This is a genomic window from Solidesulfovibrio fructosivorans JJ] (genome assembly GCF_000179555.1).
Taxonomy (GTDB): domain Bacteria; phylum Desulfobacterota; class Desulfovibrionia; order Desulfovibrionales; family Desulfovibrionaceae; genus Solidesulfovibrio; species Solidesulfovibrio fructosivorans.
The window spans coordinates 215,703-229,286 of sequence record NZ_AECZ01000001.1 but is presented as its reverse complement, the minus strand read 5'-3'; the positions used below and the strand labels follow the sequence as shown (position 1 = coordinate 229,286).

At 64.4% G+C, this 13,584-nt stretch carries 11 protein-coding genes; 3 read left to right on the top strand and 8 right to left on the bottom strand.

Going from position 1 to position 13,584, the window contains the following annotated elements:
* Positions 1–27 precede the first annotated feature (27 nt).
* Positions 28–1,869, top strand: coding sequence for a translational GTPase TypA (gene typA / locus DESFRDRAFT_RS01060; RefSeq protein WP_005990262.1), 1,842 nt, complete (start codon positions 28–30; stop codon positions 1,867–1,869).
* Positions 1,870–1,874: 5 nt separating this feature from the next.
* On the opposite strand, the gene DESFRDRAFT_RS23210 is transcribed toward typA, so the two are convergent.
* Together DESFRDRAFT_RS23210 and ade are read right to left on the bottom strand one after the other, a co-directional pair.
* Positions 1,875–2,267, bottom strand: a complete 393-nt coding sequence (locus DESFRDRAFT_RS23210) for a hypothetical protein (protein ID WP_144004877.1) — start codon at positions 2,265–2,267, stop codon at positions 1,875–1,877.
* Between the two features lie 348 nt (positions 2,268–2,615).
* The gene (gene ade, locus DESFRDRAFT_RS01055) at positions 2,616–4,352 is read right to left on the bottom strand and encodes an adenine deaminase (protein ID WP_005990259.1); all 1,737 of its coding nucleotides are present in this window, start codon (positions 4,350–4,352) and stop codon (positions 2,616–2,618) included.
* A 57-nt stretch (positions 4,353–4,409) separates the two neighbouring features.
* Here ade and tgt point away from each other — a divergent pair, with 57 nt between their 5' ends.
* A complete protein-coding gene (gene tgt / locus DESFRDRAFT_RS01050; RefSeq protein ID WP_005990257.1) occupies positions 4,410–5,534 on the top strand; it encodes a tRNA guanosine(34) transglycosylase Tgt in 1,125 nt (374 codons plus the stop codon).
* A gap of 203 nt (positions 5,535–5,737) precedes the next feature.
* Here the strand turns inward: tgt and DESFRDRAFT_RS01045 are convergent, their stop codons facing one another.
* The 5 genes from DESFRDRAFT_RS01045 to folK all read right to left on the bottom strand — a co-directional run bounded on the left by DESFRDRAFT_RS01045 (position 5,738) and on the right by folK (position 10,877).
* Positions 5,738–6,559, bottom strand: coding sequence for a nitroreductase family protein (locus DESFRDRAFT_RS01045; RefSeq protein WP_005990255.1), 822 nt, complete (start codon positions 6,557–6,559; stop codon positions 5,738–5,740).
* Between the two features lies 1 nt (position 6,560).
* The gene (locus DESFRDRAFT_RS01040) at positions 6,561–7,490 is read right to left on the bottom strand and encodes a hypothetical protein (protein WP_005990254.1); all 930 of its coding nucleotides are present in this window, start codon (positions 7,488–7,490) and stop codon (positions 6,561–6,563) included.
* Between the two features lie 94 nt (positions 7,491–7,584).
* Positions 7,585–9,906 carry a glycosyltransferase family 39 protein gene (locus tag DESFRDRAFT_RS01035; protein ID WP_005990253.1) on the bottom strand — a complete coding sequence of 774 codons (2,322 nt, stop codon included), beginning with the start codon at positions 9,904–9,906 and terminating at the stop codon, positions 7,585–7,587.
* A 139-nt stretch (positions 9,907–10,045) separates the two neighbouring features.
* Complete coding sequence (locus DESFRDRAFT_RS01030) at positions 10,046–10,360, bottom strand: YHS domain-containing protein (RefSeq protein ID WP_005990252.1); 315 nt, start codon at positions 10,358–10,360, stop codon at positions 10,046–10,048.
* 37 nt (positions 10,361–10,397) lie between these two features.
* Positions 10,398–10,877 carry a 2-amino-4-hydroxy-6-hydroxymethyldihydropteridine diphosphokinase gene (gene folK, locus DESFRDRAFT_RS01025; RefSeq protein WP_081458390.1) on the bottom strand — a complete coding sequence of 160 codons (480 nt, stop codon included), beginning with the start codon at positions 10,875–10,877 and terminating at the stop codon, positions 10,398–10,400.
* Positions 10,878–11,108: 231 nt separating this feature from the next.
* Between folK and DESFRDRAFT_RS01020 the strand changes: the two genes are divergently transcribed.
* Positions 11,109–12,821, top strand: coding sequence for a DUF389 domain-containing protein (locus DESFRDRAFT_RS01020; RefSeq protein ID WP_005990250.1), 1,713 nt, complete (start codon positions 11,109–11,111; stop codon positions 12,819–12,821).
* Positions 12,822–12,932: 111 nt separating this feature from the next.
* Here DESFRDRAFT_RS01020 and DESFRDRAFT_RS20570 read toward each other — a convergent pair whose 3' ends face one another.
* Positions 12,933–13,568 carry an SH3 domain-containing protein gene (locus DESFRDRAFT_RS20570; protein WP_005990249.1) on the bottom strand — a complete coding sequence of 212 codons (636 nt, stop codon included), beginning with the start codon at positions 13,566–13,568 and terminating at the stop codon, positions 12,933–12,935.
* Positions 13,569–13,584: the final 16 nt, after the last annotated feature.

The following is a 13,584-nucleotide window of genomic DNA, read 5'->3' as shown; positions in this document are numbered from 1 at the left end:
CGGAACGTTTTTTCCAAGGACCCCCGCATGAGCCAGAAAATTCGCAACGAATCGCTTCGCAATATCGCCATCATAGCCCACGTCGACCACGGCAAGACCACGCTGGTCGACCATATGTTCCGCCAAAGCGGCCTTTTTCGGCAAAATCAGGAAGTGGCCGACCGCATCATGGACAGCATGGACCTGGAGCGCGAACGCGGCATCACCATTGCCGCCAAGAACTGCGCCGTGATCTCCGAAGGGGTCAAGATCAACATCATCGACACCCCCGGCCACGCCGACTTCGGCGGCGAGGTCGAGCGGGCGCTGTCCATGGTCGACGGCGCGGTGCTCCTTGTCGACGCTTCCGAAGGGCCGCTGCCCCAGACCCGTTTCGTGCTCAAAAAGACCCTGGACCGGGGTCTTCCCGTCATCGTCGCGGTCAACAAGATCGACCGCAAGGACGCCCGCACCGAGGAAGTCTTAAACGAGATCTACGACCTGTTCATCGACCTGGACGCCTCCGAGGAGCAGCTCGAATTCCCGGTGCTCTACGCCATCGGCCGCGAGGGCATGTGCAAGGAGTCGCTGGAAGAGGAGGGCAAGGACCTGGCCCCCCTGTTCAAGCACATCCTGGCCGACATCCCGGCCCCGTCCCATGATCCCGACGAACCCTTCCGCATGCTGGTCTCCGACCTCGGCTATTCCGACTTTCTGGGCCGGCTGGCCATCGGCCGGGTCATCTCGGGCACGGCCCGCATCAACGAAACCCTGGTCCGCATCGACGAGAACGGCACGGCCAATCCCCTTCGCGTCTCCAAGCTGCAGGTCTATCAAGGCCCGAGCCTGACCGAGACCGACGAGGCCGAGTCGGGCGACATCATCGTGCTTTCCGGCGTCGAGGAAGTCACCATCGGCGACACCATCTGCACGGCGGATTCGCCCAAGGCCCTGCCGCGCATCCATGTGGACGAGCCGACCGTCGCCATGCGCTTCGCCATCAACTCCTCGCCGTTCGCCGGCCGGGAGGGCAAGTTCGTCCAGTCGGCCAAGCTGCGTGAGCGCCTCTACAAGGAAACACTGCGCAACGTGGCCATCCGCGTGGAGGAGACCGAGGACAAGGACAGCTTCACGGTCAAGGGCCGGGGCGAGTTCCAGATGGCCATCCTGGTCGAAACCATGCGCCGGGAGGGCTTCGAGTTGTCGGTAGGGCGGCCGGAGGTCATTTTCAAGACCGAGGACGGCGTGCGCAAGGAACCCATCGAGCATCTTTTCATCGACTGCGACGAGGCCTTCGTGGGCGTGGTCACGGAAAAGCTCTCCATCCGCAAGGGACGCATGCTGAACCTGGTCAACCACGGTTCGGGCCGGGTGCGGGTGGAATTTTCCATTCCATCCCGAGGACTTATCGGTTACCGCGACGAGTTTTTGACCGACACCAAGGGCACGGGCATCATGAACTCGTCCCTGGACGGCTATGAGGAATACCGGGGCGATTTTCCCAGCCGCTTCACCGGTTCCATCGTCTGCGACCGGCAAGGCGTGGCCGTGCCGTACGCGCTTTTCAACCTGGAGCCGCGCGGCCGGCTTTTCGTCGTCCCCGGCGACCCGGTTTACGAAGGCATGATCGTCGGCGAGCACAACAGGGATAACGACATCAACGTCAACCCGTGCAAGGAAAAGAAGCTGACGAACATGCGCGCCTCAGGCAAGGACGAAAACGTCATCCTGTCGCCGGTTCTGCCCATGACTCTGGAGCGGGCGCTGCATTTCGTGCGCGAGGACGAGATGGTGGAGATCACGCCGGTGTCCATCCGGCTGCGCAAGAGCGTGCTTTCGGCCAAGGATCGGCACACGCTTGATGGCGCGAAAAAGAAGGAGCGCGGCTAATCCGCTTAAAACATACAGAAAATCATTGATATTATTAGAAAAGCCCGGACATCTCCGGGCTTTTTTTTATTGGGCAAGGTTGTTTGGAGATGGATGGGTGGGGTGCGAAGGGCTCTTGGCTTGTGGACGAGGTTTGTTCGGTCCCAGGCAAGCCCACAATGATGATCAGCTGGTCGATTGGACGAAAAGGCAGCTTTGGGCTGGCCGCCTGTCGGGATGCGACAGCCGCGTGCGGCGCATATTTGAAGAATACGCCTTCGCGTCCGACGCATCCCGACAGGCGGCCTTGGCCAAAGCGCAGCATCCTTGGAAGCGCTTGTGGGGCTTGAGCACATGTTCGCGTCGTTGGTGCCGGCCACGATCAGGTTGTGCGCGTCGTGGGCCACGGTGCCGGCGATGGCCCATGTTTCCGTTTAAACGTCTGGTTGGGACATGGCCGTTTGGCCAAGGACAATGCACGGGGGGAGAAACGAGCGAATGCGGCAGTTTTTGCCCGAAATCCCCCTCCTGTCCATACCAAAGTTAACATAATTTACATTATGAGACAAATATAAAAAGACGGAAAGGGCTCCCCTCCGACCAAGAGCCCTCCAGAGATCGCCTTCGGATGGCTCCGCCAGCGTTTCGTATCCGCTTCCCACTCGGTCCTGTCATACGAAACGTCATCAACAACATGGCCTGCTTGTCATCAGCACGTGCGGGCTCAGCACGTGCTGGCGCGGTTTCCCCATTTGGACCGATGTCCTTCAGACGAAAAGCGGCGTTCGAGAAAACGACGTCACGTCGAACAGCCCCTGGTCCGTAAGCCGCAACGCCCCAATGACTTCCAGGGACACGAACGACATGGCCATGAACGGATGGTCCAAGGCCTCGGGCTTGGGCCGTGCTATCTGTCTGTAGGCCGCCCGCAAGGCGACAAGGCCCTCCATGACCACCTCAAGCGGCGCGTCGCTCATAAGCCCGGCCACGGGCAACCGCACCTGGGCCAGAATCTTGCCGCCCCCGGCCACGGCGAAGCCACCGCCCGAGACCATGAGCGCCTGGGCGGCCAGTATCATGTCCGCGTCATTGGTGCCGGCCACAATCAGGTTGTGCGCGTCGTGGGCCACGGTGCCGGCGATGGCCCCGTGTTGCAGCTTGAGCCCGGCCACAAAGCCCAGGCCGATGTTGCCCGTGGCCTTGTGGCGCTCGATGACCGCCAGCTTGGCCAGATCGCGCGACGGATCGGCCACGGCCAGCCCATCTTCGACGAGCGCGTCCATGACGCGGCATTCGGTGACGATCTGCCCGGGAATAAGCCCGATGGCCTTTATCCGGGCGCCCTTCCGGGCCGGAATGGCCAGCCGGGCCTCGGTCACGTCCCCGGCCACATGCATGGCGCGCGGCGGCGTCAGGCACGAATAATCGGAAAATTCCAGGTCGGCGATATGCCGCCCTTTCAAGAAAACATCCGTGATATCAAAGGATTCCATATCGTTTACAAGGACGAAGTCCGCCCTGTATCCCGGGGCCACGGCCCCCCTGCGGCGCAGGTTGAAATAGCGGGCCGGGTTGATCGAGGCCATGGCCACGGCCGCGACCGGCGGCACGCCGCAGGCGATGGCCTGGGCGACCAGGGCGTTGAGGTGCCCTTTGCGGCTCAAATCCACCGGATCGCGGTCGTCGCTGACCAGGGAGAACCGGCCGGCGTTTTCGGCCGTGACCAGCGGGATCAGCTCCTCGAGATTCTGCTCGGTGCTCCCCTGCCGGATCATGATGTGCATGCCCCTGCGCAGCTTTTCGCGGGCTTCCTCCAGATGCGTGCATTCGTGGTCCGAGCCCGGCCCAGCCGTGACGTAGGCGTCGAGCGCCGGACCGGTGAGCCCCGGGGCGTGGCCGTCGACGACCCTACCCCGCGCGGCCCGTATCTTGCGCAGCATGTCGGCGTCGCCGGCCACCACGCCCGGATAGTTCATGACCTCGGCCAGCCCCAGGATGCGGTCCGGATACCGGGCCAGCATGGCCGCCACGTCCGTCGCGCCGATCCTGGCCCCGGACGTGGCCATATCCGTTGCCGGCACGCACGACGGCATCATGAAATAGCAGGTCACGGGCAGGTCGCGGCTGCAAGCCAGCATGTACTCGATGCCGGCGAGTCCCAGGACGTTGGCGATCTCGTGAGGATCGCACATGACGGCGCAGGTGCCGTGCGGGGCCACGGCCCGGGCGAAGACCGGTGGAGATAGAAGCGTCGATTCGATGTGAATGTGGCCGTCGATGAGCCCCGGACAAAGATAGCGGCCGTCGGCATCGACGACCCGCGCCGCTTCCCGGCCGGAAAAGCCCACCACCACGCCGTCGGCCACGGCCACGTCCGCCTCGTGGATCTCCCCGGAAAGCACGTTGACTAGGCGCGCGCCCTTTATAAGCAGGTCCGCCGGCGCGTCGCCGCGCGCCACGGCCAACCGTCGTCTCCAGGTGTCCAGTTTCTCGGGCTCGAGCATATGGTGGCTCCTCTCGTCGTCTTGATGGGTGTCGGGAAATCCCTTATATCATGGCACATGAACCTGCCAGGAACTTTTACGCTCGGCCCCGGCGACGGCAGTGCCCGCACCGGCCGGCTGACCACCGCCCACGGCGAAATCGAAACTCCCGTCTTCATGCCCGTCGGCACCCAGGGGACGGTCAAAAGCCTTTGCCCGGACGATCTCCGCACCATCGGGGCGCGGATCATCCTTGGCAATACCTACCACCTTTACCTGCGCCCGGGCGACGAGCTCGTGGCCAAGATGGGCGGCCTGCACCGGTTCATGGCCTGGGATGGGCCCATTTTAACCGATTCCGGCGGGTTTCAGGTGTTCAGCCTGTCCGGGCTTCGCCGCATCACCGAGGAAGGCGTGACCTTCTCCTCCCACATCGACGGCTCCAAGCACCTCTTTTCCCCGGAAAAGGTCATTTCCATCGAGCGCAACCTCGGCTCGGACATCATGATGGTCCTGGACGAATGCGTGCCCTACGGCGCGGACCGGGCCTACACCGAAAAATCCCTGGGGCTCACCACCCGCTGGGCGACGCGCTGCCGCGCGGCCCACGCGCCCCTGGACCGGGGCCAGCTCCTTTTCGGCATCGTCCAGGGCGGGTTCTTCAAAGACCTGCGCGCCGAAAGCGCCCGACAGCTTATCGACCTGGCCTTCGAGGGCTACGCCCTGGGCGGCCTGTCCGTGGGGGAAAGCCGCGCGGAGATGTACGACATCCTCTACGATGCGACTCCCCTGCTCCCGGCCGACAAGCCCCGCTACCTCATGGGCGTCGGCGCGCCGCGCGATCTGCTGGCCGGCATGGCCGCCGGCATCGATATGTTCGACTGTGTGCTGCCCACGCGAAACGCCCGGAACGGAACCCTTTTCACCTTCCAGGGCAAGGTCAACATCAAGCGGGCCGAATACCGCGAGGACGACAGCCCCCTGGAAGCCGACTGCCCCTGCTACGCCTGCCGCACCTTCTCCAAGGCCTACCTGCGCCATCTCTACGTCGCCCGGGAACTTCTCTCCTACCGGCTCAACACCCTGCACAACCTGACCTTCTTCTCCCGGTTCATGGCCCAGGCCCGCCAAGCCATCCGCGAAGGCCGCTTCGAGGCCTTCCGCACCGCCATGGAAGCGGCGTATCCGGAGACGGATGCGTAAGGCGCTGGGGGAGGGGACCCTTTTTTGCAAAAAAGGGTCCCCTCCCCCAGACCCCCTCCCTCCCCAAAAACTCCTCACGGGCTATTTTCGCAAAAAAATTGGTCACGGTGATCGAATGATCCCCGTTGAAAGTTTTTGAAGGGGGTCCAGGGGGAAACTTTTTGAAAAAAGTTTCCCCCTGGCCGCCGGAGGCACCCTCACCCTCAAAAAAACGTCACAGGCGGCATGTCACGGGGGGGGACGGCAAGCGGCCGGATGGCGGCCTGGCCGAGGAGCAGGGCCGCGTAGCCCTTGTGCCCTTCCGGGATGCCGAGGAGCGCGCCGAGGGGCGGATGCGCGTGCAGGCCAAAGATCAGGTAGCCGCACCAGCAAGCCCCGTAGCCTCCGGCCGCGGCGGCGATTTCCAGCCAGGCGGCGGCGATGGCCGCGTCCAGGGCCGGGGTGATGCCGGCGTCGGGCGCGTGGACCACCACCACATGGGGCGCGCCGCGAAAGATCACGTCCTTGCCCTTGGCCACGGCCCGGGCCGCGCCGGCCAGATGCAGATCGGCCGCGCGCTGGGTATCGGCCGCGACCTCGGCCGTGATCCACTCGAGCACGCCCGTGCGCGCTACGTCCATGCGCTCCGGGCCGTCCACCACCACATAGCCCACCTGCCGGGCGTTATGCCCTGTGGGCGCATGGCGCACGGCCTCGAGAAGCGTCAGGATTTCCTCGTGGGAAAGCGTCTCGGGCTTGAAGTTACGGCAGGAGCGGCGGGACATGAGCAGCCGGCGCAGGCTGGCCAGGTCCGGCAGTTCCCGGCGTTTGAGCGGCGAAAACCGCTCCTCGGGCAAAAGCGCGTGGTGAAAGGCCCCGGTCGGGCAGGAAATGACGCAATGGCCGCAGCGGATGCAGTGCTCTTCGCGGCCGGCCAGGGCGTGGGGCGGCTGCCCTTCCTCGCTCTGCCGCACCAGACTGGCCGGGCAGGCCGCCACGCACAAGCCGCAGCCCGAGCATTCTTCGCCAATGGTAAAAAGGAGCATATTACTTCGTCTCCGTGTTGTCGTTTCTATGGCCGCCAAAGCGGGTCTGCAGGATAGCCAGGGCTTTTTCTTCCTGCTCCACGTATAATTCCGGCGCAAAAAGGGCCTGGTGCCCGCCGACGGTGTGGCGCAGCACCGAGGCCAAGGGGACATGGCCGAAGGTATGGCCCAGGCGGACCATATCTCCGAACCAGGCCACGCCGATGTCCAGAATGCCATTGCCGGTCTCGGGATTGCCCACATCGACATAAGCCCCGAACGGTCGGGCCTGCCCTTGCGGGCAGGTGGCCGGCCGGGCCATCTCCATATTGATCAGACAGCAATATTCGTTGAGCCGGCATTCCGGCAGCGGCCAGGGATGGCGCATGAGTTCCTCGGTCGGCTCCTGGGTATACAGCCGGCGGTAGACCTCGGCCGGCAGGGCGTCGTAAAGGGCGCGGAGTTCGGCAAAGTCGGGCCGGTATTCCAGGTAGCGGCCAGGGCCGCAATGGCCGAGGCGCTTGGCCGGGCACAACCAGCACTGCCCCACTTCCCCCACGCCGATATTTTTGCCCATATGCCCGAGCAAGAGCCCGACCGCGTCGCCGATGAACTCGCAATCGTTGTGGATAAAAAGCAGATAGCGCTTGTCCGTGTGTTCGAAGGCGTACTGGTAGCGCAGGCTGTGGCGGTAGCCCGTGTCGCCCAGGCGTGACGGATCCACGGCATAGCGCCAGTTCATGCATTGCGGGCGAAAGAAGACGAGCCGGTCGCCAAGCGCGGCCCGGATGTCCCCATGAACGAAGGCTTCGTTGACTGCGGCGTTTTCCTCGATGAAGTAGATCTTGTCGATCCAGCGGCCCGAATGCTCGAGCAGCGACAAGAGGGCCAGCGCGGTTTGGGCTGGTTTGCCGAAGACGTTTATGGCCACGTCGACAATGCGGGTGTTCATGGCGGCGGGCCTTGCGGGATGGTGGTTGCGGAAGCGATTGTTGTCCTTGTAGCCCAGGGTCCGTCAAACCGGCAACCGGACGCGTCAGCCAAAATCAGGAGCCGGGCAGCAAGCGCAGTTTGCGGATGAAAAGAGCCATGGGGCGCACGTCCGTGGCGGCGAAGGTGGTCTTACCGTGGTTCCAGTCGCCGTAGGCGATGACGATCGTGTTGTGCCCCTGGCGTCCGGCCACGGGGATGCGGCGGGAAACGCGGGCGTCGGCCGGCAGGTTGGCGAAAGTTTCGACCACCGCCCCATTGACGGCGATGGTTACGGTCTGGCCGGGAATGACGTTGGCGAAGTCGAGATCGAGGGCGTAGTCGCCGGCTTCGGGCAGATCGAAGGCCAGTTCGCTCTGGGGGCCGAGCCCCCAGCGCCAGAGGTTGACGTCGCTGTGCTCGATCTTGCCGAGCCCCCCGCTCTCGCGCACGGCGAACGGCACCGGGGAATCGAAATGTCCGAGCGGCACGATTTCCAGGTCGAAGTCCCGAAAGGCGGTGGTCTCCAGATTGCCGCCGGGATATCGGGCGGTATAGGGCGCGCAGACCGTCTCCAGGCGCAAGGTCAGGGCTTTGTAGGGCTTCTCGCGCACGAGCGACACCATGCGGAGGCCCCGTCCGTCCGGGCCAGCGGAGGTGAAAAGCGGTACCGGCGGCTCGTCGTCGAACCGGGCCGAAAAGGCCATGGTGCTGCCCTTCCCTTCGTTTTTATACTCAATGATCCACTGGAGTTGCTGGGGCGCGTCGCCGGACGCGTTGTCGATCCGGTATTCCAGAACGGCCGGCCGGCTGTTGCGGGTGGGGATGGCCTCACCGCCCCAATAGGGATTGACGGTCATGTCCGAAAAGGCCGTCACCTGCCGGTAAAAATCCGGAAAAGCGGCGCGCCGTCGCAGGTGGTACGGCATGGCGGCGATGGACGGGGCCGGCTCCCGGTGAATAGGCAGGTCGTAGATCTTGGCGTTTAAGACCTGCTCGGTCCGGCTGATGGAGCCGACGGCGGCGGCGAAGGCCCGCTCTGTTTTGCCCAGATGTCCCCAATTGTGAAACGGCGCGAAAAACCGCAGGGTAAAGTCGGGGCTTGCCGCGTCGAGCTTCTGGTCGCGAAAGGGATTGTCAGCCACGAACCGGTCCAGGTACCAGGACACGGCATTGACCGTGCCCGGGTCCGAGGCGGCGATCACCTCTCCGGGCGTGAGCCTCCAGGCGAGTTCCCGGGCCATGGGCTTGAAGTCCGTGACAAAGACCGGATGGTGGTAGCTCGTGGGGCCGAAGTAGGCGCCCGGATGGACGAAAAAGATGTTGGCCGCCGGGAGGATGGCGAGCAGCAAGGCCACCGGCGGGACGAACAGGCCGGGACGGGGCAGGAAACGCGTCGCCTGGCCGGCGAAAAGGGCCGCCACCACGGTCATGTAGAGGAAATGGCGTGGGGAAAAATAGGCGGTCTTGCGCATCAGGAAAAGAATCAGGGCCGGGATGGCCACGAGCATGAGACAGGCGGCCAGTTCCCGGGGAGCGCGCCTGACCATGGCCAAGGCTCCGACGGCAACGATCGCGCCGATGACCAGCCGCATGGCCGTATCGTCGTGGCTCCACAACACGTCGGCGGCGTAGGCGACGATAAGCCGGCCTATGGCGGCAAAGGTGGCCTTGTCCGCGAAGATCGACAACGTGGTCTGGCTGGGCAGAAAAAAGACTAACAGGACAGGCAAGGCCACGATGGCCGTCCCACAACAGAAAACAACAAGCTGCCGCAAGGAAATCCCCTGCCCGCGCGGCCGCCAGTTGGCCAAAAGCACGACGCCCTCGGCGAAGACGATCTGAAACATGAAGTAATGCAGGCACAAAAGGACCGCATTGACCCCAAGCAAGGCGTAGAGATCGCGGTTTTGCCGCTCCCGGATCAGCCGCAGGCAGAAATAAAGGGAAAAGACGAACAGCAAGGTCAGGATGGCGTACGGCCGCACCTGCCGCACATGCCAGACCTGCATGGCGCTGCCGGCGAGAAACGCCGCCGCGACAAGGCCGACCGACCGGTCGTAGAGCCGGCCGAAATACCGCCAGGCGGCGTAGATCGCGGCCAGCCCGCACAGGACCGAGGGCAGGCGCAAGGCGAAATCGGAGACACCCGCCCACTCCACCGCCTTGATGAAAAGGTGATATAAAGGCGGATGCATCTCGCAGTGGCGCGAGAAATCAAGAATGTAGGAAACAGGGAAACGCGCCGTGAGCGGGACGATGATTTCGTCCCACCACATGGTCGGCGTTTCCAGATGATACAGGCGCAGGCAGGCGGCGACAGCCAGGACGGCGGCGAAGGTCAGCCGCCAAGTCCAGCCATCGGAAGCGCCTTTGGTGTTATGAAACGTCTGCTGCATGCTGCACAAGGCGAAGGGCCGCGACCTCCATCACAAGAGACCGCAAACCGAAGGGGAAACGTCAGAAACTGGCCGCATCCGGACGGGCTCGTCACCATGGGAAACGACGGCGCGCGCCAGCCGGAGGATTCGTAGGCGGTTACCCCCGGCCCTCTTCGGCATGTTCGGCTTCCTTGGCATGCTCGACGGACTCGGTGCGGCTGGCTTCCAGGCGCTTGACGAAGGCGTCGCGGCATTCGTAGCTGCAAAAGGCATAGACCTTGTTGCCGTCACGGACGCGGATGTCGGCGTCGGCCGGGACATAGGTGCCGCAAACCGGGTCCTTGACCATCTCGCCGGTGGCGGCCATGTGCTTTTTCGTTTCGGCTTCCTGGGTCTTTTTGCGGCCACGGTCGCCGGTGAAAAGCTTATAAAGAATAAAGGCGGCCACGATCAGTATAAGCCAACGGGTCATAACGCTCCTTACAGGTCCTTTGCGGACCCCGTCAATGTCACGCTCTTATGGTATTTCCAACGATTTTGAAAGGAATTTTCGCAAGCGCCGCCGCAACGTTCCCGCCCTCCCCGTCCGGGATGATCGCCTCCGGGGCGATATCCGCCAGGGGCACCAGGACAAAGGCGCGCTGCCGCAGCCTCGGATGCGGCACGAACAGGTCCGGCGCGTCGATGGCCGCCTGGCCGAAAAGCAGCAGATCGAGGTCCAGGGTGCGCGGCCCGTACCGGCGCTCCCCGCGCACGCGCCCAAGGGTGGTTTCGATGTCCAGAAGCGCGGTAAGGAGTCTTTCGGCCGTCCAGTCGGCGGCAAGCGTCAGCGCCACGACCTGATTGAGGAAAAACGGCTGGTCGGCATCGCCCCAGGGTTCGGTCTCGTACACCGGGCTTGCGGCCGCAAGACACGCCCCGGGAAGCGCGGCCAGGCGTTCGCGGGCTTTCTCCAACGTCGCCGCCCGGTCCCCCAGATTGGAGCCCAGGCCGACGTAGGCGGTGGTGGCGACATGGCGGTCCGTAACGGCGCCTCCTTTTTTGCGGCAGCCAGAGGTAAAAAAGTCGCCGAGGCCGTGTCAAGACGGTCGCGCGACAATGAAGCCGGTTTCGACTTTTCCCATGGCCCATGTTGCGCTAACTTGTCTTTGAGCCCCAAAGGACTTGCGAGGTCCGCCGCGAGAACCCGTCCCGAGCGGACGCAATCCGGGAGGTCGCCCATGAACGACCGGTTGAGGACCATTCTGGCCCGTTGCCATATAAGCGACAAACGCTGCGAGGACATCACCGAGGAGATCACCCGGGGCTCGACGCCCGGGGCGGGATTTTACGCCCTGATCGCCGCGGCTTCCCTGATCGCCAGCCTGGGGCTTGTGGCCAACAGCCCGGCGGTCATCATCGGGGCCATGCTCGTCTCGCCGCTCATGTCCCCGATCTTCGGCATTTCCCTGGGCATGATCCGGGGCGACGCGGCGTTGCTCGGAAAATCGCTCCGGGCCGAAATTTCCGGCATGGTGCTGGCTGTGGCCTTCGGGGCGCTTTTCGGGCTGCTGCCGGTCATGACGGAGGTCACGCCGGAAATGCTGGCCCGCACCGAGCCCACCCTGCTCGACCTGCTGGTGGCGGTTTTCGCCGGCTTCGCCGGTACCCTGGCCATGGTCGATACCCGCATCAGCCCGGCCCTGCCCGGCGTCGCCATCGCCACGGCCATCGTGCCGCCGCTGACCACCTGCGGCCTGTGCCTGGCCGCCAACTCCCCCCAGGGGGCAAGCGGCGCCTTCCTGCTTTTTTTCGCCAACTTCGTGGCCATCCTGCTGGTGTCGGCCCTGACCTTCCTGGCCGCCGGACTGGCCCGAAGCCTTCCCCAAGCCGCCAAACGGCGCGGCGTGGCCGGCAATCTGGCCATCGCCATCCTGTGCTTTCTGCTGGTTTCGGCCTACCTCACCCACACCCTGTCCGGCATCGTCCGCGACCGCAACCAGGACAGCGCGGTCAAGGCCACCCTGGAACGTATCCTGGGCCAGGACCCCAACGCCTCCCTGGTCCTGACGCATCGCAAAAACCACCAGAACGGCCTCGACGTCCTGGCCTCCATCCGCACCCCCAAGCCCTTTACGCCCCAACGGGTGGCCGCCATGGAAAAAGCCCTGGAGCAGGAGCTGGGCGAGGATGTGCGGCTGGTGACGCGCTGTCTGCTGACCAAGGACATTTTTCCGCCCGGCGGGGCCGCCGTGGTGACCGTTCCCTCCCTGGACGGCAGCTTTATCACCGACAAGGTCCCAACGGACGTCAAGCGGCTGCAACTGGCCGAACAGACCCTGCGCGAACTGTTTTCCACCCGGCCGCAACTGCTGCTGCTCGACGTGGACCTCGTCCATATCGCCGGCGATCCCGTCATCCTGGCCACCCTGCAAAGCCCCCGCCCCCTGGTCGCCAAGGAGGCCCAGGCCTTCGAGCAGGCGATCCGCGACCGGCTGGGCGATCCCCGTATCCGCCTGCTGGCCCGCTGCCAGGTGCCGGTCGATGTGACCGCAACCGGACGTATCCTTTTCGGCCGGGCCCATTTCGGCCCGCCGACCCCCGAAGCGGACAAGGTCGCCGCCGCCTTGCGCCAGGATGTGCAGGCGCTGCCCAATATGTTCGTGACGAGCCTTGACGTGGTCCGCAAAGACGACGGATACGCCGCCCGGGCGGAAGTCGTCGGGCCCCGCCTGCTTACGCCCAAGGAAATCCGGGACATCGAAACGCGCGTTACCGCCATGGCCGGCGCGCCGGTGCATCTGGCCGCCTGGTCCAAGGTGGAGCTCATGGTCACCGACGCGCGCTACACCTCCCTCGACGACTACACGAGCCAGCGCCTGTCCGCCGCGGAAGAAGCCGCGCCGACCGTGGTCACGAGCGGACAAAACGAAAAGGCGACGCCAGCCCGTTAAGGAGTGAGGAGAAGAAAAGGCGAAAGGGGAAACCCTTTAAAAAGGGTTCTCCCCTCTCGCGCTCTCCCTTTCCTAAACTTTTTGAAGTTGTTACGTTAGGAATATTATCGGTTAGAACGGGTCGAAAGCTTCGGGATTGGCCTGCTTCCCAGTGGCGGGGGCGCGCGGCGGCGGCGCGGCCTGGGCGTCCTTGGGCGAGAGGATGCCGCCCGAACCGCCCTTGGCTGCCGGAGGCGCGGCCTCGGGCGCAGTGGGAGCCTGGGCGGCGGCCGGCGCTGTGGAGGCTGGAGCGGCCGGAGGCGTCTCCACGGCTTGCGGCGTGTCCACCGGAGGGGCGCTTGTTGCGTCCTTTGCGACGGCGCCCTCATCCTTGGCCGCTTTGGCGGATGCGGCCGGAACGCGCTTCGTCGGCGCGCGTCTGGCCGGTTGCGCGGCGGGGGCGGTCTCCTTGACCGTGCTGGACGACAACGCGTCCTCGCGGACCCAGCCGACCACCCGGCCGTTGTCGAAATCAACCCGGCGAAAAGCGTTCTTGCTCGAGGAAACCGTCACGGAAACATTGGCCCCAAGCGAGGCCACGACGGATGCGTTCGGGTCCGGCGCGGCCAGGACGAAGGTCTGGCGCTTGGTGTAAGCGACATTCCCGACGCCCAGTCCCCGGACCGTTTTCTGGCATCCGCAAACAAGCAGCGCCAAAAGCATAATCCAGACCGGCGTCAATGAACGAAAGAAAAAGAAGCGACCCATGGGCGACCTCCGGCGG

Bases quoted from the DNA above. Each gene is read 5' to 3' on its own strand.
- typA (WP_005990262.1), top strand. From the start codon at position 28: ATGAGCCAGAAAATTCGCAACGAATCGCTTCGCAATATCGCCATCATA.
- ade (WP_005990259.1), bottom strand. From the start codon at position 4,352: ATGCTCGAGCCCGAGAAACTGGACACCTGGAGACGACGGTTGGCCGTG.
- tgt (WP_005990257.1), top strand. From the start codon at position 4,410: ATGAACCTGCCAGGAACTTTTACGCTCGGCCCCGGCGACGGCAGTGCC.
- DESFRDRAFT_RS01045 (WP_005990255.1), bottom strand. From the start codon at position 6,559: ATGCTCCTTTTTACCATTGGCGAAGAATGCTCGGGCTGCGGCTTGTGC.
- DESFRDRAFT_RS01040 (WP_005990254.1), bottom strand. From the start codon at position 7,490: ATGAACACCCGCATTGTCGACGTGGCCATAAACGTCTTCGGCAAACCA.
- DESFRDRAFT_RS01035 (WP_005990253.1), bottom strand. From the start codon at position 9,906: ATGCAGCAGACGTTTCATAACACCAAAGGCGCTTCCGATGGCTGGACT.
- DESFRDRAFT_RS01030 (WP_005990252.1), bottom strand. From the start codon at position 10,360: ATGACCCGTTGGCTTATACTGATCGTGGCCGCCTTTATTCTTTATAAG.
- DESFRDRAFT_RS01020 (WP_005990250.1), top strand. From the start codon at position 11,109: ATGAACGACCGGTTGAGGACCATTCTGGCCCGTTGCCATATAAGCGAC.
- DESFRDRAFT_RS20570 (WP_005990249.1), bottom strand. From the start codon at position 13,568: ATGGGTCGCTTCTTTTTCTTTCGTTCATTGACGCCGGTCTGGATTATG.